At 50.8% G+C, this 23,624-nt stretch carries 22 protein-coding genes, 1 tRNA gene and 1 CRISPR repeat array; of the genes, 19 read left to right on the top strand and 4 right to left on the bottom strand.

Annotated elements, in window-relative coordinates; translation table 11 throughout:
- Positions 1-138 precede the first annotated feature (138 nt).
- From F1E05_RS07545 to F1E05_RS07535, 3 genes are all read right to left on the bottom strand, one after another.
- Positions 139-1,668 (bottom strand): alginate export family protein, encoded by a 1,530-nt coding sequence (locus F1E05_RS07545; protein ID WP_150047714.1) that lies wholly within the window; start codon positions 1,666-1,668, stop codon positions 139-141.
- A gap of 344 nt (positions 1,669-2,012) precedes the next feature.
- Positions 2,013-2,507: a hypothetical protein gene (locus F1E05_RS07540; protein WP_150047713.1), complete on the bottom strand. Its 495-nt coding sequence runs from the start codon at positions 2,505-2,507 to the stop codon at positions 2,013-2,015.
- 36 nt (positions 2,508-2,543) lie between these two features.
- Entirely contained in the window at positions 2,544-3,473 is a 930-nt protein-coding gene (locus tag F1E05_RS07535; RefSeq protein WP_150047712.1) for an EAL domain-containing protein, read from the bottom strand.
- A 653-nt stretch (positions 3,474-4,126) separates the two neighbouring features.
- On the opposite strand from F1E05_RS07535, the gene F1E05_RS07530 reads away from it, so the two are divergent.
- The 19 genes from F1E05_RS07530 to cas2 (F1E05_RS07445) all read left to right on the top strand — a co-directional run bounded on the left by F1E05_RS07530 (position 4,127) and on the right by cas2 (F1E05_RS07445) (position 23,328).
- Positions 4,127-4,879: a hypothetical protein gene (locus F1E05_RS07530; protein WP_150047711.1), complete on the top strand. Its 753-nt coding sequence runs from the start codon at positions 4,127-4,129 to the stop codon at positions 4,877-4,879.
- 396 nt (positions 4,880-5,275) lie between these two features.
- Positions 5,276-5,425: a hypothetical protein gene (locus tag F1E05_RS20540; RefSeq protein WP_232056812.1), complete on the top strand. Its 150-nt coding sequence runs from the start codon at positions 5,276-5,278 to the stop codon at positions 5,423-5,425.
- Between the two features lie 293 nt (positions 5,426-5,718).
- Entirely contained in the window at positions 5,719-6,690 is a 972-nt protein-coding gene (gene cas6 / locus F1E05_RS07525; RefSeq protein ID WP_150047710.1) for a CRISPR system precrRNA processing endoribonuclease RAMP protein Cas6, read from the top strand.
- A gap of 100 nt (positions 6,691-6,790) precedes the next feature.
- Positions 6,791-7,903: a CRISPR-associated ring nuclease Csm6 gene (gene csm6, locus F1E05_RS07520; RefSeq protein WP_150047709.1), complete on the top strand. Its 1,113-nt coding sequence runs from the start codon at positions 6,791-6,793 to the stop codon at positions 7,901-7,903.
- The gene (gene cas10, locus F1E05_RS07515) at positions 7,900-10,470 is read left to right on the top strand and encodes a type III-A CRISPR-associated protein Cas10/Csm1 (protein ID WP_150047708.1); all 2,571 of its coding nucleotides are present in this window, start codon (positions 7,900-7,902) and stop codon (positions 10,468-10,470) included. Before csm6 ends, cas10 begins: the two co-directional genes overlap by 4 nt.
- Positions 10,463-10,840, top strand: a complete 378-nt coding sequence (gene csm2 / locus F1E05_RS07510) for a type III-A CRISPR-associated protein Csm2 (protein WP_150047707.1) — start codon at positions 10,463-10,465, stop codon at positions 10,838-10,840. The genes cas10 and csm2 overlap by 8 nt, the downstream gene beginning before the upstream one ends.
- A gap of 15 nt (positions 10,841-10,855) precedes the next feature.
- Positions 10,856-11,647 carry a type III-A CRISPR-associated RAMP protein Csm3 gene (gene csm3 / locus F1E05_RS07505; RefSeq protein WP_150047706.1) on the top strand — a complete coding sequence of 264 codons (792 nt, stop codon included), beginning with the start codon at positions 10,856-10,858 and terminating at the stop codon, positions 11,645-11,647.
- Between the two features lies 1 nt (position 11,648).
- Entirely contained in the window at positions 11,649-12,605 is a 957-nt protein-coding gene (gene csm4 / locus F1E05_RS07500; RefSeq protein ID WP_150047705.1) for a type III-A CRISPR-associated RAMP protein Csm4, read from the top strand.
- Positions 12,606-12,690: 85 nt separating this feature from the next.
- Positions 12,691-14,106 carry a type III-A CRISPR-associated RAMP protein Csm5 gene (csm5, locus tag F1E05_RS07495; protein WP_190303275.1) on the top strand — a complete coding sequence of 472 codons (1,416 nt, stop codon included), beginning with the start codon at positions 12,691-12,693 and terminating at the stop codon, positions 14,104-14,106.
- A 2-nt stretch (positions 14,107-14,108) separates the two neighbouring features.
- Positions 14,109-14,468, top strand: coding sequence for a CRISPR-associated protein Csx16 (csx16, locus tag F1E05_RS07490; RefSeq protein ID WP_150047703.1), 360 nt, complete (start codon positions 14,109-14,111; stop codon positions 14,466-14,468).
- A 106-nt stretch (positions 14,469-14,574) separates the two neighbouring features.
- Positions 14,575-14,829: a type II toxin-antitoxin system Phd/YefM family antitoxin gene (locus F1E05_RS07485; RefSeq protein WP_150047702.1), complete on the top strand. Its 255-nt coding sequence runs from the start codon at positions 14,575-14,577 to the stop codon at positions 14,827-14,829.
- Positions 14,826-15,080: a Txe/YoeB family addiction module toxin gene (locus F1E05_RS07480; RefSeq protein WP_150047701.1), complete on the top strand. Its 255-nt coding sequence runs from the start codon at positions 14,826-14,828 to the stop codon at positions 15,078-15,080. Before F1E05_RS07485 ends, F1E05_RS07480 begins: the two co-directional genes overlap by 4 nt.
- A 94-nt stretch (positions 15,081-15,174) precedes the next feature.
- Positions 15,175-16,431, top strand: a complete 1,257-nt coding sequence (locus F1E05_RS07475) for a TIGR02710 family CRISPR-associated CARF protein (protein ID WP_150047700.1) — start codon at positions 15,175-15,177, stop codon at positions 16,429-16,431.
- A 7-nt stretch (positions 16,432-16,438) separates the two neighbouring features.
- Entirely contained in the window at positions 16,439-16,954 is a 516-nt protein-coding gene (locus F1E05_RS07470) for an REP-associated tyrosine transposase (RefSeq protein ID WP_232056811.1), read from the top strand.
- 107 nt (positions 16,955-17,061) lie between these two features.
- Positions 17,062-18,192: a Card1-like endonuclease domain-containing protein gene (locus F1E05_RS07465; RefSeq protein WP_150047699.1), complete on the top strand. Its 1,131-nt coding sequence runs from the start codon at positions 17,062-17,064 to the stop codon at positions 18,190-18,192.
- Between the two features lie 73 nt (positions 18,193-18,265).
- A CRISPR array of direct repeats spans positions 18,266-20,896; the repeat unit is 37 nt; unit sequence ATTTAAATAACAGACCTTATAAAGAAGGGATTAAGAC.
- Positions 20,897-21,029: 133 nt separating this feature from the next.
- Positions 21,030-21,314, top strand: coding sequence for a CRISPR-associated endonuclease Cas2 (gene cas2, locus F1E05_RS07460; RefSeq protein WP_150047698.1), 285 nt, complete (start codon positions 21,030-21,032; stop codon positions 21,312-21,314).
- 3 nt (positions 21,315-21,317) lie between these two features.
- On the top strand, positions 21,318-22,274 hold the full coding sequence (gene cas1 / locus F1E05_RS07455; RefSeq protein ID WP_150047697.1) for a CRISPR-associated endonuclease Cas1: 957 nt from the start codon (positions 21,318-21,320) through the stop codon (positions 22,272-22,274).
- Complete coding sequence (locus tag F1E05_RS07450) at positions 22,274-23,017, top strand: CRISPR-associated endonuclease Cas1 (RefSeq protein ID WP_150047696.1); 744 nt, start codon at positions 22,274-22,276, stop codon at positions 23,015-23,017. The genes cas1 and F1E05_RS07450 overlap by 1 nt, the downstream gene beginning before the upstream one ends.
- Positions 23,017-23,328 (top strand): CRISPR-associated endonuclease Cas2, encoded by a 312-nt coding sequence (gene cas2 / locus F1E05_RS07445; protein ID WP_150047695.1) that lies wholly within the window; start codon positions 23,017-23,019, stop codon positions 23,326-23,328. Before F1E05_RS07450 ends, cas2 (F1E05_RS07445) begins: the two co-directional genes overlap by 1 nt.
- Before the next feature lie 59 nt (positions 23,329-23,387).
- Here the strand turns inward: cas2 (F1E05_RS07445) and F1E05_RS07440 are convergent.
- Positions 23,388-23,464: transfer RNA gene (locus tag F1E05_RS07440), tRNA-Arg, on the bottom strand.
- Positions 23,465-23,624: the final 160 nt, after the last annotated feature.

Genomic DNA, 23,624 nt, shown 5'->3' with positions numbered 1-23,624 from the left:
AGGTTGTACGTATCGTAGCCAGAGTTTTTATTGATAAAAAGCGATTTAATTAGAAATAAATATCACAAAATAAGATATAAAAAGCGTCAAGACTGCGTTCCGGCTTAGGCGGCAAGCGCCTAAGCCGAATAAGGCGGACTAGCGGTATTTGGGCTTGCCGTCGCCGAAGGCGTTGAGCGACACTTCGAAATAAAAGAAGTTGCTGGGCTCCGTGGTAAAAGGTCCGTTGGCGGAACTGCTTTCGTCTTGGGATAGGGTGAAATCCCCCGGGGTAAAGCGGGCGTAGCTCAAACTCCAGTCCACGTAAGCGTTAAGTTTGTGACGCAGGCGGATGTCGAACTCGTGGCCCAGAAAACTGCCGCTTTTACCGGTCACGTCGCGCAGATTCGCGCGGTTCCAGGCTTCGGTCTCGCTGGCCAGGAAATAGGCGTTATAGCCGGTGTCTATCCGCACTCCGTCGTAAGGGGCAAATTCCAAACGGGCTTTAGGCGCGTGGATGTTATCCCAGGAAAAATAATCGTTGCGCGACCAGGGTTGATTGAAGCCGTAAAACGCGTCGAAGCGTTCGTTACTTCCGCTGCTGGCAAAGCGGTTCGGGTCTTTGTCGCCGCTGCCGTAGGCGTAAAACACGCTGGCACGCGGTTTCCAGGCGTGGTCGAAGCTATACCCCAGTTCCAAGGCATAACCAATCGTGTCGTGTTGCAGCATCAACTGTTCCTTGACGCCGCTACGGGTGTAGCCGAAACGGCCGAATTGCTTGTTGATGTCGGCATCGAAATCGAAGCCGCTGTCGCCGAACAAACCGTAAACCCGCAGGCCGGGCGCGTAGATGTCCATATCGTTTTTGCGATGGAGCTTGACCGGATTGTAAGGGTCGCCGTTAACCTTACGGCCCAGAAAATACGGCTGGATGGTGACGTATTCGGACCATTGTTTCAGGCTGAGCACGGCGCCGTAAATCCAGGTGTCTTCGTCCGGCCGGTCGAAGTCGTATTTCAAACGTTCTACCGGTTGCAGCGCGAAGGTATCCAGGTCCCAATTGTTTTGTTTCTTGCCGAAACGGATTCGGTAGCCTTCGAAATTGTTGGTGGTGTTGCGAAACTGGTTATTGCCTATCAGGCGCCGGTCCAATAGTTCCAGCGATTGGCGGCCGGCACGGATGCTGATCGGCCGGTTGGGGCCCAAGGCATTGTCGAAATACAACTCGCCGTAACCTTGGATCAATTCGAATTCGTTGATGTCGGCGTCGGTGCGTTCGTAGCGGCCGTTGTAGCTTCTGGCGTCTTCGAATTCCACCGCGAAACGCAACGGGTCCAGAATGTCCTTGACGCCCAGGTAAGCCCGAGTGCGCAGCAGCCACAGGTTATCCGGATCGGCGCGGTATTTGTCCAAGGTAGCGCCGGTGATCGGATCGTTGCGGCGGCGCAAATCGTTTTCCCGGTATTCGTAGCGAGTACGAAAATCCAGGCCGACGTCCAGCCATTCGACGTCCCGGAATTGCTCGAACTGAGTCTTACTCAGATTGCGCACGTAACTGGGCGGGTCCGGTTCCGGCTCCAACCGGTAAGCCTTGGTTTTACGGTAGTAATCTTCGGCGTGCGCCGATTGCGCTATTAGTAAAGCGGCCAATAAGTATTTGCCGTGTCGTGAAATTAACTGCTTGTTCATTATTGTGCCTTGTCTTATTCTGGTTTCATGGAATGAATTAGGAGTAGCTGAATTCAGTTTGACTAGCGTTTTTAATCAATATCATTCAGCCTGATTTCAGTTGCTTACCGCTTGAAATATAGTTTAATTAATCTGTGTTTTTGCATAAAACGATAAATATAGATAATCAATGCGAAACCGGTGATATGCTGAATTATTATATCGATATAGTTTTCGGGCATAACAGGCGGTAAATTGAGGTGCAAAGGCCGCTAGGCCGTTGCTTAACGGAACGGCAACGGCGTCTTTGCGGCAAAAAAAATCCCGCCGTAACAGGCGGGACAAAGTGGCGGGGGCGCCTAATGCTAATGCCAATTTTGCAATTGGGTTTTCCACTGGCCGTTGGTTTGGCGGGTCAATACCGTGTCCAGCCGCCATTGGGTTTTATTCAGGGTAAATAGGTAGGGCCGGCGCTGATTTTCCCGAACCACCAGGTATTTGGCGACGACCACGTTGGATTGTTCACGGCCGCCCGTGCTGTTGAAGTGCGCGTCGGCAACGGTCATCCGAGTCTTCGCGCCTTTTGAATCCAAAAAGCCGTGCCAAAAGTTTTCCAGTTCCGGTTGGGAATCCACTACCCGGCCGCTGGGAAAAATGACCGTGGGTTTGGAAGAAGCGTACAACTCCATGATGTCCTCGCCTTGCGCGGCCTCCAGTGTTTGCGTCCAGTTGTCGGCGTGCCGCTGGGCGATTTGCTTGGCATCGTCGCTCGCGGCCGCAAGCGGAAATGCCGTTGCGCCCAGGCTGAATAAGGCGGGAAAGACCAATTTTCGCGGTATCGATGAGCTTAAATGTCGCATGTTCAACTCCGGATTCAGGTTCGAATAAGCAGGCTGTCAATGCCTTAGAGGTTTGCGTTCGGCCGACTTAAGGCTGGGCGCGGCCACGCTAAAGCTGCCGAAATGGTGAGGTTCGCCGCTCATCGGCGCATGCTGGCGAGCCGGCGGTGCGGCGCGGCCGATGGCTGATGCGGACGCCGGCCTGGCCAAATGGTAGCCCTGTAATAATTGCGCGCCGGCATTGCTGGCGATGTCCAATTGGATTTCGTTTTCTATCCCGGTGATTACGCAACGGGCGCCCATCGCTTCCACCCATTCGATCAGCTTAGGCAGGGCGCGACGGAATTTGCCGTCTCGCTCGGCTTGCTTGACGACGCACGGATCGAACTTGACGAAATGCGGAGATAGGCGCCATAAGCGGTCCAACTTGGATAGCGCGTTGCCAAACTGATCGATGGCAATGCGGTATCCGCAGTCTTTATAACTGTCAATGGCGTCGCGCAAGCCTGCAGCGGTTTGCAACTCGCCGTCGTTGACTTCGATGACGACTTCCCGGGTCGGCACGGAGTGGCGATGCAACAAGGTTTCGAAGACCTTGCCGTGGGCGGAAACGCTGCTGATCAGCTTGGGGTGTACATTCAAAAACAACAAGCCGCGTTTATCCGGCAAGGTCAGATAATTCAGCATGTGCAGGGTGCGGGCTACCCGATCCAGCTTGACCAATTTGCCTTCGTTGTCCGCTATCGTGAATGCGAAGCCGGGCGACACGGCGTCGATGCCGGTCGAGGGCCTGAGCAAGGCTTCGTAGCCTATCAGCCCATCCGGGTTACCGATTTCGAAAATCGCTTGAAATTCGCTACGTAATTTCAGACCGATATATCGGCTGAGTAATTCATCATCGCTGGTTTCCAGGCGAAATTCGTTTAAATTAAGGTATAAGGTTTGCTCAAGCTCGCTGGTAAGCGTTTGTAGAATATTCGCTAACATCTTTTTTCCCGTTTAATTTGAAGTTGGAACAGAGTTTATTCAAATTGGTCGGCGATGCAAAACGATATTATTAGAGATGTTTATATTAATTTGCGATAAGGCTAAGTTGCCGGCATTATTCATATATTGTGCGTGCTTTTATATCGAGTCTTGCATGACCTCGGCTTGGCAGCTCAAGCCGTATTTTCATAAATCGGAAAGCGGGCCTACGTAGCGTGGCGGTTTTTTTTGCGCGTTCGGCGCGGGACAAGCCCCCCTCCGGTTTCGCTGGTTTGCGTATGTCTGGCCGTCGGCGTGAAACCCAGTGCGGCTGTGGCATTTCACCCAAGTTGCGTCGTTTGCCATAGCGACTAGCGCCTTAAGTCTGTATGTTTGCCGGCCGAGGCTGGCCGAATAAGGAATTGAGTATTGGTCCGGTTTTTGCGTTGTTGATAGGGCTTTACCGCGTCCGGCTAAGTATCGGTTTACGGCGGCGCCGGTCGGTGGCTGGCTTCAGCAAGACAAGGCTTTTTCACGACGCCCCCCAACCGCATCCAATGCGACCGCCTGGGTTTGGGATTAACGACAGTGGCGTGGTGGTTCGGATAGGCTGCGCCGGCAATGTGCGCCGGATTGACGGAACGTCGTTTTTATTTTCAACATAGGAGATGGTAATGAATTTTGTATTACGCGCCGCGATTGCGGCCGCTTTGCTGGCAGCGGCTGCCGGGCCGGTCCAAGCCAATACTTTGACGATCGACGCTACCTTGTTTTTGCAGGAAGACGGCACCACCTTCGACGTCTGGAAGATCGACATGCCGGTCGCCGGCAGCTTTAGCGTGAATTTGCTGGCTTACGAGGCTTCGCAAAGCAATATTTCGACCGCCGGTTACTACACGGCCGATTTAAACGGCGACGGCGAGCTGACTTGGCTGGACCCGGATACGCATTGGTATTTGGACGACGGTTCCGCTAATCCGCTGAGCGCCGCGAATCATTTGGCCCGATGCGACGACATTGCCAACAATTGCACGGCGGTCAGCAATAGTACGCTTAGTTTGACCAGCCTGACTCAAGCGCAAGGCGCGGCGGACGGCTCGATTCACTTTCGCCGCGATCCCGCGTTCGACATTACCCTGGCGGCCGGTAGTTACCAATACGTGATTGCCGATTATCGCTTGACCGATGCGGAAGCGGCGGCCGAAATCAATGCCGGCGACAGTTTTTCCGCGCCCAACGGGTATGTCGATCCGATTCTGGATCACGGCGACTATAGAATTACTTTTAGCTCGGATACCCTGCATTTCGCGCTGAACGGCGATACCATCACCGTGTCGCAAGTGCCGTTGCCCGGCGCTGCCGGGTTGTTTGCTAGCGCTGTGTTAGGCCTGGGGCTGCGCAGTCGGCGTAAATCGATGCTTGTATAAGATCGGCAACGAACGGTCATGAAAAGGGAGGATCGGGGACGGTCCTCCCTTTTTTGCGTATTCCGATCAAAACCACCACTGAGTCCAATTTCAAAACCGCCACCGGTTCCGAACCCAACCGGATTTTGAATGCCTTGGATCGACCATAAGCGGACAAAGGATGCTTTTCGGTATGGTCGGAAATAGGATACAAAGCTGTACATCGCTCAATTGCTGTTTGAATAATCCTCCTTCTTCGCCCCGCGCATATGACAGCGATAAAATTCAAGGGCGCTTTCCAAATGTATCTATGCATATTGGCATTAATAGCATGTAGTTATTCGCTATAAACAGCCGGTATGGTTGAGTTTGGTCCGAACGACTCGAAGCCCCCCCACAAGCATCTGGAGGACAACAATGAAAAACCTAATAGCTTGGCTGGCGCTACTTGCGTCTGCGCCGCTTTTGGCCGAAGGCGATCACCACGATACAAGGCATCGGGCAGGAAAAACTGGGTACGGCGAACTTTGTCGTTTCCTGTTCACCGGCAGCGCAGCTAGAATTTAACCGCGCGGTCGCGATGCTACATTCGTTTTGGTAGGACGAAGCCAAGAAAACCTTTGCTCACATCGCCGAACTCGATTCCGATTGTGTTATGGCACACTGGGGCGTTGCAATGAGCCTATACCGCCAGTTATGGGCAACACCGCCCACTTTGGCGGAATTACAACAGGACCTGAGGCGTTAATACAAGCACAAGCTTTACCGGTGAAGACCGACTTGCGAACGCTAAGTGAAAAGCTTGCCAAGAAAGAACATGGTTGTTAGATTTGGCACAATGTTAACAAGGAGGTTACACAATGTCTTCGGCTTACCCTATTGTTCCACTTAAGAGTTACCGCTTCTTTTTCCAGACCATAGAGCCCGTCCGCTTACCTGATTACCCCGGCTCAGCCTGGCGCGGCGCACTAGGTCATGCACTAAAACGAACCGTCTGCGTGGTTAGAAATACGCCCTGCAGCCAGTGTTTATTAAAAAATTCCTGTGCATACAGCTATGTATTTGAAACGCCGCCGCCGGCCGATGCCGAAAAAATGCGCAAATACACTGCGGCGCCACACCCTTTTGTTTTACGCTTGCCGGAAAGCTCGTCTATCGACTCGAATTACAACCTCGATTTGATCCTGTTCGGCCATGGTCAGCGCTACTTTCCTTACTTGATTCATGCCCTACAAACAGCAGGCAAAGACGGCATAGGCGGTAAGCGCCAAGTCTTTGATCTAATCCAAATCGACGAACTTGACACGCAAGGCAATAGCCGGAGCATTTACCAAAACGGGGCTTTGTTGCCGCAACAACCTGCCCTGTCGCCGCCGGTACCGGACATGCCGGCATGCGTCGAACTGACCTTTCATAGCCCGTTGCGGATCAAGCACGAACAAAAAAACCTGACGCCAAGCGATTTCAATTTCGGTGCACTGTTCAGCACCTTGCTGCGGCGCATCTCGATGATCAGCTACTTTCATACCGACACCCCGCTGGAAACGGATTTTGCCGGACTCACCGTCCAAGCCAGACAAATCGAAATTGTCGAACAACAACTGCAATGGTACGACTGGACGCGTTATTCGTCGCGCCAGCAAACCGAAATGAATCTGGGCGGCTTGGTCGGCAGCATCAAGTTGGACACTAAAGGGCTGGACGCCTTCTGGCCCTATCTCTGGCTTGGCCAGTGGACGCATGTCGGCAAGGCCACCAGCATGGGCCTGGGGGCTTATTCCGTAAAGCCGGCAAGCTTGCCAGTTGGGGATGATGAAGCATCGATCCCTTAACATGGCCAGCGTGGGAGCGACGCACAGTCGCGATGACAGACTTTCGATTCGCGACTGTGCGTCTCTCCTACCATTCCAACGGTAACGCCACAAAAGCCCAATGAATCAAAGCATCTTGCTCGCTGTCACCGGTTTAACCCCGCAGGTCGTCACCGAAACCCTGTATGCCTTGCATCGCCAGGGTGGCGACATGCCCGTCGCCATCCACATTCTGACCACGGCGGAAGGCTGCCAACGCGCCAAACTCACCCTGATCAACGACGGCTGGCTGGCCCGATTTTATAAAGACTATGGTTTGCCGGCAGTCCGGTTTTCCGAAGAGCATATCCATATCCTGCAACATGCCAACGGCGACCCGCTCAACGACATTCGCAGCCAAGCCGACAACCAAGCCATGGCCGACGGCATCACCGAATGGATCAGAACCTTTACCGCCGATGCCGAAACCGCGCTGCACGTCTCCATCGCCGGCGGCCGCAAGACCATGGGCTTTTACGCCGGCTACGCCTTATCGCTGTATGGCCGCAGTCAGGACAAACTCAGCCACGTACTGGTGGCGGCGGATTACGAATCCCACCCACAGTTTTATTACCCGACACCCTACTCCCAAGTCATCTACGGCAACGACCCCAGTCGCAAACCGTTAGATACCCAGCAAGCCGAAGTCATGCTGGCCGACATTCCGTTTGTTAGATTACGCCACGGCCTCGATCAAGCCCTGCTGGAAGGCAAAACCAGCTTCAGCCAAACCGTGACCAACGCTCAGCAAGCGCTAGGCCCCGCAAACCTAATCATAGATTTAGCCAAACGCATGCTGATCGCGCAAGGAACCCCGGTCAAGCTCATCCCCGCCGACCTGGCCTTTTACCTGTGGATACTGCAACGGCAAGCCGACGGACAATCCGCGCCGCAATGCCCCAGCGACGGTGCCCCGGATTTGGCTTATGCCGACGAATACCTGGCGCAATACCAACGCATCCGCGGTGCCTTAGGCGGCACCGACCGTACCGTCGATCCGTTGAAAAACGGCATGAGTAAAAGCTTTTTTGAGCAGCGCAAGTCGAGAGTGAACAAAAAACTACAACAAACAATGGGGCATGCCGCCAGACCGTACTTGATTACCAGCGAGGGCCGGCGACCCAAAACATGTTATCGAATTGCCCTAAAAATCGAACAAATTCAAATAGCCCCATTAACCGGAAATAAGGTATGAAAAATCACGACCATGCCGTCTTAGGCTGTTTATTGCATGACATCGGCAAGTTTTTTGAGCGTGCCGAAATGCTGGAGCATTACAGAAACGATATAGAAAAGCGCCAGAGCTATTGCCCGAAAAACCCTGATAAAGGCTACTACAGCCATTTGCACGTTCTGCATACCTTGGCTTTTTGCGAATTACTTGCAGAAAAAGTCCCGCAACTTAAACCTGATGAGCAACAGACGATTGCCACCGCAGATCAAAACTGGGTCAATCTCGCGACTTACCACCATGTACCATCGGGCAGGGCTGAAGCGTATCTGGAAAAACTGGTTCAATCCGCCGATCATCTTGCCAGTGCCGAGCGCGAACAAGGTGGTTTTTACGAACAAGGCATCCATAAAAAGACCCGTATGGAATCATTGCTGGGCAGAGTGCGGATTGAAGAAACTGCCAGACAAAACGATTGTTTTCTGCCGCTAACGGGAATCCAACTATCTTCCGCTAATGTTTATCCGCAAGCAGCGGTTTCCGGTGGTATGGAAGAAAAAACCAACGATAAAGGCAAGGCTTGGCTAAGCAAAACCAGCTTGGTGCCTGAGTACAGAGAAATCGCCCAGAGTCTGTTAAATGATCTGGAGCATTTACAAAGCTTCCAGGCTAATGTCGCTAAAGACAAAATTCTAAAGTCGGTTACCAGAAGCCTGTTGACCCTGCTGGAACAATATTTGAGTCAAGTACCGGCGGCTACCAATGTGCAGCACCCTGACATCTCTTTATTCGATCATCTCAGGGTCACGGCGGCGATTGGGGAAAGTCTTTTTCTACATCACCAAAACTTGGACGAAACCAGTGGTTTTGACGACCGCCAAACCCCTAAATGGCAATTGGTATGCGGCGATTTTTCGGGCATACAAAAATTCATTTACAAAATCACCAGCAAAGGCGCGGCCAAGGGCTTGCGGGGGCGCTCGTTCTTCATCCAATTACTATGCGATGCCGTTGCCGAGCAAATCATCCGTGAATTGGGCTTGTACCCCACGGCCAGGATTTATTCTTCCGGCGGGAAGTTTTACTTATTGATACCGACGTATTTAAAAGTCGAAGCCCAGCGTATTGCCGATTCAGTCAACAAAACCCTGCTTGATGAATTTCAGGGAGAGGTATTTTTGGGCTTGGGCTTTGCTGATATATGCGGCGATGACTTTAAAGAAGGCAACATGGGCCGGCGCTGGCAACAGGTCAACGAAGACTTGCAAAAACAACGCTTGCAGCCTTTTAAAACCCAAGTCAGTCAAGACATCAACTGTTTTGCCCAGCAAATGCAGCATGAACGTGGTGCCTGCAAAATTTGCGGTCGCGACGATGCTCAGGCGGACATCAACACCAAGCAAAGTTGTCGGCAATGCGAGGATTTGGAACGCATGGGCCAAGCCTTGGCCGATACCCGCTACTTGTTCTGGGTGTGGGGTGAAAACCGCCAAACTGTCAAAAACAAACTTCAGGGCCAGCTGTTTAGCTTGCCGATAGTGGGCACCGATTGCGATGTGTATTTTCTGAAGCAGGAACCGCAATTCAGCGAACTCACAAACTTGTCCGAATCCCATCTGGAAGTGCTGAACGACTGGAAGGGTTTAACAACCAATGCCCAAGGCTATTCGCAAGGTGTGCGCTATGTCGGCCAATGGCAAAAAAATAAAACTTCCGGTAACTACGAGTTCGATGATTTTGCCGAACAAGCTCAGGGCGTTAGCCGCATGGGAATATTGCGCATGGACGTGGACAACCTCGGCGAGGTCTTTATTCGCGGTCTCAACTTTGGCAAGAAAAATGCCGAAGGCAAACAAACCAGCATGGGTTCGCTGTCGCGAGTCGCCACGGTTTCCAGGCAATTGCATTTGTTCTTCGCCGGTTATTTGCACCAAATTCTGGAAGCGTTTCCGCGCAGTCAAATCATTTACGCTGGCGGTGATGACGTATTCATCATTGGCAGTTGGGACGAGTTGCCAACCGTAGCGCAAAAAATCCGCGACGAATTCAGTCGTTATTGCGCCAACAACCCCTGCTTTACCTTGTCCGGCGGCATTGCTCTGGTGGGCGGTCGTTACCCCATTTCTCGGGCGGCGGAATTGGCGGGCGAAGCCGAAGAACAGGCCAAGCACCTACAACGCGGCCAGAAGGAAAAGGATGCCTTGAGCTTTATGGAAACGGCCATCGGTTGGGAAAGCTTTGCCGACGCGATTCAATTGCGCGACACCTTGTTGAGCATCGTCAAGCAAACCAACAGTCAAGCCATCATCGACCGTTTGCGGCAGGTGGTAATTGCCGTAGATGAAATCAAACTCAGACAAAAATCCGGCAATATTACCGAGCAGATTTACTGGGATAAATGGCGCTGGCGACTGGTTTACAACCTGAAACGGATGGAGAAGCGTTACCCCGAAGTGGCATTACAACTTGAAAATTTACAACGGCAACTAATCACCCCACAAACTCTGGCGAACAAGCAGCCAGTCATGGAATGGCTGCAATTACCGGTGCGTTGGGCGGAATTCTTATTAAGGAGTAAAACAAATGACTAACGAAGTTAGCTCTTTTATTCAAAGAGACGATACAGCAAAGAAGATGATTGAATTTGCCGACAAATTAGCGTTGGCAATCAAGGACGTCAGTACTTCTCAAATAAGAAATGCTTATGGAACGGTAAAAAAATTGGAAATGCAAACGGACTTTACCGAAAAATCCTATCGTGAATTATTGCTCCTAAAACCGAAATTGGCCTATGCGAGGGGCCGAACTGAATCTAAAAAAAGAGACACGTTCAAATTGTTAGAAGATGCGCTATCTCAGGCAATAGATGCTGTTGAAGTCAAGGATCGGGAAACCTTCAAAAGGTTCTGTAATTTTTTTGAGGCCATTTTGGCTTACCACAAAGTCTATAGCACTAAATAACTACGAGACACGAACATGAGCGAACAAATCAATCCAAAACTGAAAAGCAAAATTTTCATCAAAGGCACAATCACCGCATTGACTGGACTGCATATTGGCGGTAATTCCATTGGCATGGCGATTGGCGGCGCGGATAAAGTTGTGGTCCGAAATCCGTTGACCAATGAACCTTATATTCCAGGCTCTTCATTGCGCGGAAAAATGCGGTCATTATTGGAGCGGGCAAGGGGCGACGAAAAACATAACCCAATGGAAGGGGGATTCAGTTTAAAAGAAGGCAAACTGGAAGCTCAAGCCGGTATCAATCCCGAAACCCTACTCGGCAAGCTGTTCGGTGTTTCCGCTGACAAAAACAACGGTCAACCGACCCGCTTGATGGTGCGCGATGCACACTTAACCCCAGCCAGTAAAAATCAGCTGGAAAACGCACCCAATACCGACATGCCGATGACCGAGGTAAAAACTGAAGTCAATATCGACCGCATTACCTCAGCCGCCAACCCTCGCCAATTCGAACGGGTACCTGCCGGTGCCGAATTTGCTTTTGAACTGGTTTTGACCTTGCTGGAGGGCGATGACGAAAGCCAATTTTTAAACCTGATCCGCGAAGGCTTGGAACTGGTGCAACACGACAGCTTGGGCGGACACGGTTCGCGCGGGTATGGAGCGGTTGAGTTTTCCGTGCAAACCTTGCAGGAACGCACCATGCCGCAATATCAAAAAGGCGAACCGGCGGCTGACGTTAACGAAAAACTGATGGCGCTGTTCAGCAACTTGCAAGCTCAAAACGTCGCTGTCGGAGCCTGATATGCACTGCTATCGGCTCACCTTTACCGCGCCGTTCCACGTCGATAGTCGCGGCAACGCCTTTTACGAGGAAAGCAGCAGCTTCATTCATTCCGATACCCTGAGCGCGGCGATGTTGGCGACCTGGGCGTTGATTTGGCCGGAGCAAATTGCCCTACACGCACAAAATCCAACCTTTCGCATTAGTTCGGCGTTTCCGTTTTACCGGGATTGTTACTTTCTGCCGCGCGCTGCGAGTAGTCAAGCAATCCGCCTACCATCAGAAAAATTGAAACAAGCCAAGAAGCTAAAAAAAATCCAGTGGCTGGACAGCAAGCTCTGGCATACATCCTTGACCAATCCGAATTGGGCGGACGCCATAGACCTGAAAAACGGTGTGTGCCAAGGTGTCTTAGCCAGTCAGACAACCACATTACCGGAAAAACTCTGGCTGGAAGAAGATCGCCCGCGTTTGGCGATAGACCGCAACAGCAATCAAGCCGCAGATAGCCAAATCTTTAATTTCAGCCGTATCTGGTTCGACAAAAACGGTGGTTTGTACTTTCTGGCTGTGTTTAACGATGAGACGAGTCGGCAACAATTTGAAACCGCGCTTTCGGTACTCGGTGACAGCGGCATCGGCGCGGATCGAACCAGCGGCAACGGCTGCTTTTCCTGGAGCAAAGGCCAGATGCCGGGGTTGCAACTGGCCGAACAGGGCCAAGCCGTCGCGCTATCGTTGGTCAACCCCGACCCTGGCGATTGCCAAACCGGTTGGCTGGATGGCGCGGCTTACAAACTGGTGTCACGCGGTGGCTGGATTGGTGGTAGTGGCATTCGCAAAAATCGTCTGCGGATGTTTGCCGAGGGCAGCGTATTTGCCAGGCCCCTGCAAGGGCGAATGGTTAATGTATCGGTCGATCAACTGCCGCAAAAAGTTTATCGGGACGGGCGTGGCTTTTTCGTTAAAGCCGGTTAACCGTAGGAGCGGCGCACAGTCGCAATCAACATTTTAGAATCGCGACTATGCGTCGCTCCTACCAAGCCAACATAGGTTTATGAGCATGAAAGGTATCAATCAAACAGTCAAATTGGGTCTGGAAATCATTACCCCCACGCAATCCGGTTCCGGCGCTGAGCTGTTCAAAGAACTGGATTATATCGAGCGCAACCAGATGGCCTTTATCGTCGACCAACAAGCCAGCTTTAATGCCGTGGCTTCCGGCAATCTGGCATTGGATGCGCAATTGTTAGCGGGCAATCGCTTAAGCGATTGGGTGACAGCGGCAGGTCAGGATTTCGGCTATCGGTTACCCTGGCTGGGTACCACAGCTAAAGTACCGGAGAAATTTCGGGAACAATTGAAAGATGCCATGAACCGGCCTTATTTGCAGGGATCGGCGATCAAGGGCGCTATTCGCACGGCGTTGATTGCGGAGTGGTTGAGAGTCGCCGATAAGAATGAAGTCCTCTCAAAAATGATTGCTGGATTGTTGCCGAAGTCGATTCCCGGTAAAAAGCCAAATCCTAAATCGGCTGCAAATAATCTGATGTGGGCTTTGTTGGGAAAAGATGCCAAACAAGACATTTTCCGCTCTTTCAAAGTCAAAGACACCCTATTCGCCAACTCAGACTTGCGTTTGGCCGACATTCGCTGGTTAAACGAAACTCGTTGGCGCAGCATGACCAAAAAGAAAAGTTTTGATAATTGGCATGATGGTGATGGCATTTATGCCGAAGTATTACAGCCATCCGCGCTTGGATTGCTGACCTTGCAATGGGACGGCTTTTTACTCAGTGACGTCAGCAAATGGCAGCAGGCAGGAACAATTTCAACCATTGCGCCAAAAGACTTCGACGACTTACGGCAACGCCTCAACCAACACGCCAAATACCGCTTACAACGAGAAATCCAGTTTTATAAAGACCAAGGCAAATCGGCACCGGAGCAAGAATGCCAACGCATTTTGAGCATGATGAAACAAGATCAACAATCAGCTTACTTGCAAATGTCCTGGGGCAGCGGTTGGCGGGGCATGACTGGCGACTGGGCCTCTGATGAACAGGTAAAAATCTTCAGAGAACTGTTTAACCTTGGTCGCATGGGTAAACCGTTTCCAAAAACCCGCCGCTTGGCGGTTTCCGGCGAGCCCAAGCTTCCTATGGGTTGGGTGCGGCTAACCCCATACGAATTGGTAGCAGACAAGCTGGAAAAACAACAAACTCAGCAACAAACCAGCGCAGCACAATCGGCTTGGGTCAATCAAAAGCTGGTACAAATTGCCCAGCAAAATCGCAGCTCAGAAAAAGATGCGCTGCGCGGAAAAGCACTTGCAGAAGCTTGGGGAGCCTTGCCCGATGGGCCCGAAAAACAAGCGGCATTAACCGACATCAAAAACCGCTGGCTGGCCGAAGGTTGGTGGGACGAACCCAATGGCAAATCCGCTCGACAAGCCAAAGCCATTTACGAACAAGGTTAACCATGCCCACCTACTTCATCCCCCGCCACCCCGGCGCTATTGCCTGGGCCGAGCAACAAGGCATCAGCGTGGATCGGCAAATCGCTCATCTGGACATCGATCTCGTTCAGCCGGGCGACACCATCATCGGCAGTTTGCCGGTCAATTTGGCGGCGAAAGTCTGTAACAAAAGCGCGGTTTATTTGCATCTATCGCTGAACGCGCCGGAACAATGGCGGGGGCAGGAATTAAGCGCCGCGCAAATGGCCGAATGCGGCGCTCGGCTGGAACGACGAGCTAACGACGCCGCCAGGCCTGGAATGATTAAAGGCTATTTTGTAGGAGCGACGCCAGTCGCGATTTCAAATCAAGCTCGCGACTGACGTCGCTCCTACGCGCACCGTTACCACACTTGGTCAAAAATCGTCGATTGCGTACAAAAATAAGTACTCTTACAATGCCGACAAGCATATAAACACGGAGCCACCCATGGATACCATCAATTACTCAACCTTGCGCAGCAATCTCGCCAGCATCCTCGATAAAGTCAACGACGACCATAACCCGGTGCTGGTCACTCGCCAAAATGGCAAACCGGCGGTGATATTGTCGCTGGAAGATTACAAGTCGTTCGAGGAAACCGCATACCTAATGGCCAGCCCGGTCAATGCCCAGCGTTTGAACCAAGCCATCGCGGAAGTGGAGGCAGGCAAAGCCGTCACCCGTGACTTGATTGAGCCATGATCCTGGCTTGGGCCACCACCGCTTGGGACGATTACTTGTATGGGCAGGCCACCGATAAAAAGCTGCTCAAACGGATCAACACCCTGATCGAAGACATCAAACGCCACCCCTTCACCGGGATTGGCGATCCCGAACCGCTTAAACACCATTGGTCCGGCTACTGGTCCCGGCGCATAGACCGCGAACATCGGCTGGTTTACAAGGCCGATACTGCCACCGTGACTATCGTGCAATGCCGATACCATTACTGAATGCAGGACCAACTGTAGGAGCGACGCCAGTCGCGATGTCAAACAAGCTCGCGACTGGCGTCGCTCCTACAACAACTCAACCAATGTTTACACCATGACCCAAGTCCTCATCTGCACCGTTGGCGGCAGCCACCAACCCATCGTCAGCGCCATTAACGATATGCACCCGGATTACGTGGTGTTTATCTGCACCGACAAAGATCCCGCCACCGGTAAAGCGGGCTCCAATTTACAAATAGAGGGAACAGGCAGTTGCATCAAAGACAAGTTTGCGGATGAAAAACCCAGTCTGCCCAACATTCCCGCCCAAACTGGCCTCAATCCCAATCAGTTCGAGATCAAGATCACTCTGGCCGACGATTTGGATCGTATTTATCTTGATTGTAGCCAAGTTATAGATGACTTAACTGCCCGCTACCCCGCTGCCAAAATTGCCGCCGATTACACCGGCGGCACCAAATCCATGAGCGCCGGTTTGGTGATGGCTGCGCTGGAACACCCGGATGTCGAACTGAAACTGGTCACTGGTACCCGCAGCGATTTGATCAAAGTCCAGGACGGCTCGCAATTCTCCGACAGTGCGGATTGTCAGCAAATTCGCTACCAACGACTGAGTGCGCCGTATCGGCAAACCTGGAGCCGTTATGCCTACAGCGAAGCCGTTGCCGGTTTGGAGCAATTCAAACCGCCCAAAGGCATGAGAAACGAATACACCCGCTTGCGAGAATTGAGCCGGGCCTTTGCCGAATGGGATAACTTTAACCATCAAACCGCATTCCAGATTTTGCAGCACTATGCTTCAGAATCGCTCAACCGCTACCTGAATGTCGCGCGGGCCCTAAATGATATAAAACCCGAGAAACGCGATGCCGCCCGCCTATTCGATCTGTATCGCAACGCCCAGCGCCGCGCCGCCCAAGGTCGTTACGATGACGCCATCGCCCGTATCTATCGGCTGATCGAATGGACGGCGCAATGGCTACTGCAAACCCAATGCAACCTCAAAACCGGGGATATACAGGCCGAACAAATCCCCACGGCAATGAATTTAAAACCCAACCGCGACGGCAAATATCAAGTCGGCTTATTCGATGCCTGGCAGTTGGTCAAACACCACACCCAAGGCCCCGCCGCGCAGTTCATCCGGCAACAGGAAAAAGAGTTGCTGAACCATTTGAAAATCCGCAACAACTCTATTCTGGCGCACGGCTTTGAGCCGATCAGTCGCGCCAACTGGCAACTCATCGAACAATGGCTTAACGAGCATTTCATCCCCATGCTGCTTGAAGAGGCCACCAAAGCCGGCATCAAACAAATGCCGCCGCAATTGCCTGATGTCTATCGAGGCTGATTGGCCCATGCCTGCGAGAGCGCCTGTAGGAGCGACGCATAGTCGCGATATTCACCATACAAATCGCGACTATGCGTCGCTCCTACAAAAACCCGAGGGCGGTAATTTACGCAAAGGCCGGGTTGCCATTGCCGGGCAAACCTATCTGATTACAACCGTTACCCAGTATCGGCGCCCGGTTTTCGCCGATTTCCACGCGGCGCGGCTTGTGGTGCGGGCCTTGATCTTCGAACAACGCCGCATGACCGCGGATACCCTGGCTTACGTGGTCATGCCCGATCACTTGCATTGGCTGTTGACGCTGGGACAAAGTAAATCGCTATCGCAACTGGTACAGGCCGTCAAAGCCGCATCAGCCAAACAAATAGGCAACCCCGTCTGGCAAGCCGGTTTTCACGACCATGCCGTGCGCCAAGAGGAGGAATTGAAAAACCTGGCGCGCTACATCATCGCCAATCCCTTGCGCGCCGGATTAGTGGAACGCATCGGCGACTATCCTCATTGGGATGCGATATGGTTCTAAAACCCGAATTCGTAGGAGCGACGCATAGTCGCGATATTCACCATACAAATCGCGACTATGCGTCGCTCCTACAGACAAACATCGCAACCAAACCGAACAAACCGCCCATGAAACCCACAGCCCACCTGATTCTCGTCTCCGCCCAGCCGATCCCCAACCTCACCCCCATGCTGGATGAAGCCATCAAACCAAAAAAAGTGTTGATGTTGGTCAGCCCGGACATGCGCGAACGCGCCAACGCCCTGGAAGCGATCTTTAAACCGCGCGGCATTAACGTCGAACAATACCCAATCGACGATGCCTGGGACGCCAGCCAAATCAGCGATGCGGTATTGGACATCCTCGGAGCAACCGCCGACGGCGAACTAGCCCTCAATGCCACCGGCGGCACCAAACTGATGAGCATCGCCGCGTATGAAGCCTTTCGGAGTATGAATGCGCCCATTTATTACGTTCACCCCGAGCGAGACAGTCTGCTGTGGTTATCGCCCAAACAGGCGTCGCACGAGCTGGCGGACAGGCTAAAGCTTAAAGAATATCTAATGGCTTACGGCGCCTGCCAGGTCGACATTCCGGAACCGCACGGCGTCAGGCCCGAAATCAGAACCCTAACCGAAACTCTGCTAACCGACATAGAGCGCTACGCCGACGACCTGGGTGCGCTCAATTACCTGGCCTATAAGGCTGACAATCCCACGCTGACGGTCGAAGTGGAGCACGGACCGCAATCGAAACCCATGCTGTGGGAATTATTGGAATTATTCGAACGAGCAGGTACGTGTCGTATCAGCGGCCATCGCCTGCGCTTTACCGATGCCGACGCCCGTTTCATGACCAACGGCGGTTGGCTGGAGCTACATACCTACGGGATTTGTTTGAATCTGAAAAAAACGTTGAATATTCAGGATATCGCCTGCAACGTCACTATTCAACGCCAACCCGCCGGAAAAACCCCGGTTAAAAATGAGATCGACGTGGGTTTGATCAGGGCCAACCGCCTGCACTTGATCGAATGCAAAACCAAGCAATTTGAAAAGAACGCCGACGTCTTGTATAAACTCGACAGCCTGCGCGACTTGATCGGTGGCCTGCAAGCCAAAGCCATGTTGGTTAGTTTTAACGACCCCGGCAAAGCCACGCGCGCCCGCGCCAGGGACCTGAAAATCGCACTCTGCTGCAAAACCGACCTGAGAAATTTACAACATCACCTGCATGACTGGCTGACAGCCCATAGATAACAGTAGAAAAATGAAAAATCTTGGCAACCCCATTTCCAACCCATTGAAACCAAAAGGAGAATACCATCAAGCGATTTAAATAACAGACCTTATAAAGAAGGGATTAAGACGAGTTATTAGCATATAAGTCGTAAACACCCATTATTTAAATAACAGACCTTATAAAGAAGGGATTAAGACATTTTTTTCATGTCGTTCTCCTCAGTATCCCAATTTAAATAACAGACCTTATAAAGAAGGGATTAAGACCTAGTTGTTCTTGCATCTCTTGCGAGACTGGCAAATTTAAATAACAGACCTTATAAAGAAGGGATTAAGACCGCTATTCAGGGCCTTAATTATCCACTCTGTTAGTTATTTAAATAACAGACCTTATAAAGAAGGGATTAAGACTTGCGCGAATGATGCTTTTACTGTGTTGGTGGATGGATTTAAATAACAGACCTTATAAAGAAGGGATTAAGACTAATTGACTCTAAAGAGTCACGGTTAAAAGTATTCATTTAAATAACAGACCTTATAAAGAAGGGATTAAGACACGTATTGTTCTGCATTATTTCCGCCGAACATTGTATTTAAATAACAGACCTTATAAAGAAGGGATTAAGACCCGCGCTGGGTGTAATATCAGCCGCAAACTCTGCGATTTAAATAACAGACCTTATAAAGAAGGGATTAAGACTTTTAAATAGATGCCACTCATAGGCACTAATGCGGATTTAAATAACAGACCTTATAAAGAAGGGATTAAGACGTAATATCGACTGCATAGTGCGCGAAAACACCGATTTAAATAACAGACCTTATAAAGAAGGGATTAAGACAATTTTGCGATAACCGTATCAGTCAACTCGAACTATTTAAATAACAGACCTTATAAAGAAGGGATTAAGACTGTCTACTAGGTCCGGCAAAGCGAGAAAAGATTTAAATAACAGACCTTATAAAGAAGGGATTAAGACTGTGCAGCACTAGCGCCCGCATGTCGAATCATTTAAATAACAGACCTTATAAAGAAGGGATTAAGACGCAATAATACCCAGAATGGCGTCCATAATTTTATTTAAATAACAGACCTTATAAAGAAAGGATTAAGACTCAAGGTTTTGACCTTGAATGCTTGAACTTTGTAGCATTTAAATAACAGACCTTATAAAGAAGGGATTAAGACGTTAGCGACGTACTCATAATGGCCGTTCTCTAGAATTTAAATAACAGACCTTATAAAGAAGGGATTAAGACTGCCCCTGAAGAACTCATTTCTTTTTTGATAGATATTTAAATAACAGACCTTATAAAGAAGGGATTAAGACATTATTGCCCGGCGGTTTGAATCCGATTGCAGATTTAAATAACAGACCTTATAAAGAAGGGATTAAGACTGAGCAAAAGTGTAGTTAGCTGCACTCATATGAATTTAAATAACAGACCTTATAAAGAAGGAATTAAGACACGCCGTGGCCGTGGATTTTTGCGATGGTGGTATTTAAATAACAGACCTTATAAAGAAGGGATTAAGACTAGTTTGGGAATTTATACCGTGTTTTTGGGATTTAAATAACAGACCTTATAAAGAAGGGATTAAGACGTGTTCTGGAAGAGCTATTGCTGTTAATGTATATTTAAATAACAGACCTTATAAAGAAGGGATTAAGACCCCTGGTTGCTGGTCGTAGTCTAAATACGGTGGAATTTAAATAACAGACCTTATAAAGAAGGGATTAAGACAGGCACTCGCCTCGTCGATTTTTGTACGTATCATTTAAATAACAGACCTTATAAAGAAGGGATTAAGACCAACGCGAGCGTTAATCCGAGTGTCTGTGTAACATTTAAATAACAGACCTTATAAAGAAGGGATTAAGACCGTGGTTGTTAATCAATGTGTCACCCGGAACAAAATTTAAATAACAGACCTTATAAAGAAGGGATTAAGACCGTCGGGAGTGGCTACCGTGTCGCGTTATGTGACATTTAAATAACAGACCTTATAAAGAAGGGATTAAGACGTCTCTCATCTTTCGTGCAGTTTCTAAAATCTCAATTTAAATAACAGACCTTATAAAGAAGGGATTAAGACATCGAATAAATCATCAGGGCAATTAACCGCGGATTTAAATAACAGACCTTATAAAGAAGGGATTAAGACGTAGTCCGACGACTTGACGCTCGTGCCCCAAACATTTAAATAACAGACCTTATAAAGAAGGGATTAAGACAGGTCAGCTGCAGACCTGGAGTTTGGCACATTTAAATAACAGACCTTATAAAGAAGGGATTAAGACACAACGGTGCTACGCAGTCCATGGTGTTGTTTATTTAAATAACAGACCTTATAAAGAAGGGATTAAGACTTTTGATTGAATTAAAAATCCGGCTAGGTCGTAATTTAAATAACAGACCTTATAAAGAAGGGATTAAGACGCATTTTTGGCAGCAATTTCAGCGGCTTGACGATTTAAATAACAGACCTTATAAAGAAGGGATTAAGACGCGTTAACTCAAAAGACATCGACTTAACGTATTATTTAAATAACAGACCTTATAAAGAAGGGATTAAGACTCGACACCGCAGACTTACCGTTAAGGCCGAGCATATTTAAATAACAGACCTTATAAAGAAGGGATTAAGACAAGGCATTTCGTTAATTGTTGGTTCACAGCGCCATTTAAATAACAGACCCTATAAAGAAGGGATTAAGATGGAAAAAGCTGTCGTAGGAGCGACGCGTCGTCGCGATTGAAACCCTGCAAATCGCGACTGGCGTCGCCCCTACCTCAATCCTCGCAAGCTTGCCAATGCCGGCCGACGGCTCGGTTCCGGGTATATTGCGGCCATGACTCAACGGCATCTCTATCTGGCGGCTTACGACATTTCCTGCAACCGGCGCCTGCGCAAGGCGCTGTATGTCTTGCGCGCTTATGCGTCGGGCGGACAAAAGTCGGTGTTCGAGTGCTTTTTGACCGATGCGGAAAAGCGCCAACTGCTGGAAGAGATAGCCTTCGTCATAAACCCTGAAGAAGACCGCTTTATCGTGTTGCGCCTGGCGGGCGCCAAACACGTGCGCACCTTGGGCAAGGCGGTTCCGCCTCAGGATGGATCGTTTTATTACGTGGGGTAATGGATGAGCAGTTTGTATCTGGATCGCAAGAATCTGGGCATCAAGTTGGATGGTCAGGCGTTGGCTTTGTATGAGGATGGTGCGCGCAAGGGCTCGGTGCCGTTGCATTTACTGGACCGGGTGGTGCTGCGTGGCAACGTGCAACTGGAAAGCCGGGTGTTGGGTGCTTTGAGCGAGCGAAATATCGGTTTGCTGGTGCTGTCCGGGCGCAATACCGAAGCCACGGCGATGCTGGCCGGGCGGGGCCACAGCGACAGTAGCCGGCGTTTGGGGCAATATCGCACCAGTATGGATGAGGATTGTCGGATGCCGCTGGCGCGCTGGCTGGTGTTGGTCAAAGTGCGTGCGCAACTGCGCCTGATTAAACGGGCACTGGCGGAGCGGCCTGATTTGCGCCACCCGTTGACCAGCGCTAGCCAAACCCTGGCCGGTATCCTTGGTCGGTTACGCGATGAACAGTCGGCTTTTACGCTGGACAGTTTGCGCGGTTACGAAGGTGCTGCCGCAGCTGCGTATTTTGGCGGTTTTACCCAATTGTTTGCACCGTCGCTCAATGTTAACGGCCGTCATAAGCGTCCGCCGCCCGATCCGGTTAATGCCTGTTTGTCGCTAGGCTATACGCTGTTGCATTACGATGCGGTGAGAGCCTGTCATATCGTCGGCTTGGACAGTATGTTGGGGTTTTACCACGACGTCAGTTTCGGCCGCGAGTCGCTGGCTTGCGATTTGATGGAACCGTTGCGGCCGCTGCTGGACGGCTGGGTATGGCAGATGTTTCGGGAGCGAACCCTGCGCTTGGAGCATTTCAGCGACGACAATGGTCGCTGTTTGCTGAACAAAACCGGCCGATCACATTTTTATGCGTTTTATGAATCGCATGCGGCGGCAGCCCGGCGTTTGCTGCGTCGTTATGGGCATGCATTGAGCAAGCGTTATCAACTGGCCTATGAGTCACGCTGATGCGGCCGCTATACATTGACGGCTCGACGGGTTGCCGCGTGGTGCTGGATGAGCCTGCGCTACGGGTGTCCTTGGCGGATAAGGCCGATCAGTTGTTCCCGCTATCCAGAGTGTCGCGCGTGGTGTGCAAGGGTTTGGTGGATTGGTCGATGTCGGCATTATTGGCTTGCGCCGATGCCGGAATTACGGTGTTGTTTTTGGAGAAAAACGGCGAAATGCGTGCCCGCTGGTTGGGACGTGCCAGCGAACGCCAATCCTTGACGCAGCGTTTAGTCGATTTACTGGCCCGCGCCGATGGTCCGGGGCTGTTTGAAAACTGGACCTTGGCCATGGAAAAAATGGCTGCCCGCAGTTTTGCCCGGCGCGTCGGTTTGTTGGATTGGCGGGAAGTGCCGGTGCCGACATTACGTCGGCAACTGTTGGTTAGTTTGGGCAGCGAGGGGCGGTACCGTGCCAATCTGCTGGAAAATATCTTGCACGCCGAGTTGCTGGTTTGGCTGCCGGAAGCCGGATTTTGCGCAGACGATGAAGCATTAATGGTCAACGATCCGGATTTATCCGGGTTTATAAGCCGTTTGCTGTTGTGGGATTTTTATCCGCTGTTGTTGGCTTCTAGTACCGAGCCGGATGCCTCGTCGATGCGGGCCATGGCGGAACTGTTTCAGCAGCGTGCCGATCGTGGTTATTTATTGTTCCGCAGTACCATCAACAAATTGCAGCAGTTTTTGTTGTCGGTGAGCTGATGGCCGATAGCCAGCTGGGTTTGTATTTGATTGCCTATGATATTGCCGATCCACGACGATTGGGCAAAGTCCATCGGATTTTGAAGAAACAAGGCTTGCCGGTGCAGTATTCGGTGTTTACCGTGGTAATGAAGCGCCCAAAACTGCGTCGCTTGTTGGAACGGATTGAACAAAAAATCAAAGCCAACGAGGACGATGTGCGTTGTTACCGCTTACCCATCAATACGCAGGCTGTGACGCTGGGACAGCAGTATTTTCCCGAGGATGTGCTGCTGTTTACCGGCGGCGTTAACCGAATTTTTGGCAGTTAGGCAAAGAGGCACATCCAGGGCACAGAGCCAAAATGCGGCTTGGGGGGTAGATGTCAAAATGGCGCGCCCTAGAGGATTCGAACCTCTGGCCTCGGCCTCCGGAGGGCCGCGCTCTATCCAGCTGAGCTAAGGGCGCAATATGGAACGGAATATGTAGGCCGCAAATTGCATCGATAAAGTATAGGCACGGTTGATTGCCTCATCGTTGCTTGCGAACCTGATCCCTGCTTAAGCAAGAGAGGGGATTATACGCGGTTGCGAGGAAGTTTTCAGCTTGTTTGTAGAGAACAAATGGG

The organism is Methylomonas rhizoryzae (genome assembly GCF_008632455.1).
Lineage (GTDB): Bacteria > Pseudomonadota > Gammaproteobacteria > Methylococcales > Methylomonadaceae > Methylomonas > Methylomonas rhizoryzae.
This window is presented reverse-complemented; position numbering and strand designations above follow the sequence as displayed.

What these genes read in the sequence shown, in the direction of transcription:
- cas10 (WP_150047708.1), top strand. Translation starts at nt 7,900, where the DNA reads ATGAAAAATCACGACCATGCCGTCTTAGGCTGTTTATTGCATGACATC.
- cas6 (WP_150047710.1), top strand. Translation starts at nt 5,719, where the DNA reads ATGTCTTCGGCTTACCCTATTGTTCCACTTAAGAGTTACCGCTTCTTT.
- F1E05_RS20540 (WP_232056812.1), top strand. Translation starts at nt 5,276, where the DNA reads ATGAAAAACCTAATAGCTTGGCTGGCGCTACTTGCGTCTGCGCCGCTT.
- F1E05_RS07465 (WP_150047699.1), top strand. Translation starts at nt 17,062, where the DNA reads ATGAAACCCACAGCCCACCTGATTCTCGTCTCCGCCCAGCCGATCCCC.
- cas2 (WP_150047698.1), top strand. Translation starts at nt 21,030, where the DNA reads ATGACTCAACGGCATCTCTATCTGGCGGCTTACGACATTTCCTGCAAC.
- csm2 (WP_150047707.1), top strand. Translation starts at nt 10,463, where the DNA reads ATGACTAACGAAGTTAGCTCTTTTATTCAAAGAGACGATACAGCAAAG.
- csx16 (WP_150047703.1), top strand. Translation starts at nt 14,109, where the DNA reads ATGCCCACCTACTTCATCCCCCGCCACCCCGGCGCTATTGCCTGGGCC.
- csm3 (WP_150047706.1), top strand. Translation starts at nt 10,856, where the DNA reads ATGAGCGAACAAATCAATCCAAAACTGAAAAGCAAAATTTTCATCAAA.
- csm5 (WP_190303275.1), top strand. Translation starts at nt 12,691, where the DNA reads ATGAAAGGTATCAATCAAACAGTCAAATTGGGTCTGGAAATCATTACC.
- F1E05_RS07485 (WP_150047702.1), top strand. Translation starts at nt 14,575, where the DNA reads ATGGATACCATCAATTACTCAACCTTGCGCAGCAATCTCGCCAGCATC.
- F1E05_RS07545 (WP_150047714.1), bottom strand. Translation starts at nt 1,668, where the DNA reads ATGAACAAGCAGTTAATTTCACGACACGGCAAATACTTATTGGCCGCT.
- F1E05_RS07450 (WP_150047696.1), top strand. Translation starts at nt 22,274, where the DNA reads ATGCGGCCGCTATACATTGACGGCTCGACGGGTTGCCGCGTGGTGCTG.
- cas2 (WP_150047695.1), top strand. Translation starts at nt 23,017, where the DNA reads ATGGCCGATAGCCAGCTGGGTTTGTATTTGATTGCCTATGATATTGCC.
- F1E05_RS07540 (WP_150047713.1), bottom strand. Translation starts at nt 2,507, where the DNA reads ATGCGACATTTAAGCTCATCGATACCGCGAAAATTGGTCTTTCCCGCC.
- csm6 (WP_150047709.1), top strand. Translation starts at nt 6,791, where the DNA reads ATGAATCAAAGCATCTTGCTCGCTGTCACCGGTTTAACCCCGCAGGTC.
- cas1 (WP_150047697.1), top strand. Translation starts at nt 21,318, where the DNA reads ATGAGCAGTTTGTATCTGGATCGCAAGAATCTGGGCATCAAGTTGGAT.
- F1E05_RS07535 (WP_150047712.1), bottom strand. Translation starts at nt 3,473, where the DNA reads ATGTTAGCGAATATTCTACAAACGCTTACCAGCGAGCTTGAGCAAACC.
- F1E05_RS07475 (WP_150047700.1), top strand. Translation starts at nt 15,175, where the DNA reads ATGACCCAAGTCCTCATCTGCACCGTTGGCGGCAGCCACCAACCCATC.
- F1E05_RS07530 (WP_150047711.1), top strand. Translation starts at nt 4,127, where the DNA reads ATGAATTTTGTATTACGCGCCGCGATTGCGGCCGCTTTGCTGGCAGCG.
- F1E05_RS07470 (WP_232056811.1), top strand. Translation starts at nt 16,439, where the DNA reads ATGCCTGCGAGAGCGCCTGTAGGAGCGACGCATAGTCGCGATATTCAC.
- F1E05_RS07480 (WP_150047701.1), top strand. Translation starts at nt 14,826, where the DNA reads ATGATCCTGGCTTGGGCCACCACCGCTTGGGACGATTACTTGTATGGG.
- csm4 (WP_150047705.1), top strand. Translation starts at nt 11,649, where the DNA reads ATGCACTGCTATCGGCTCACCTTTACCGCGCCGTTCCACGTCGATAGT.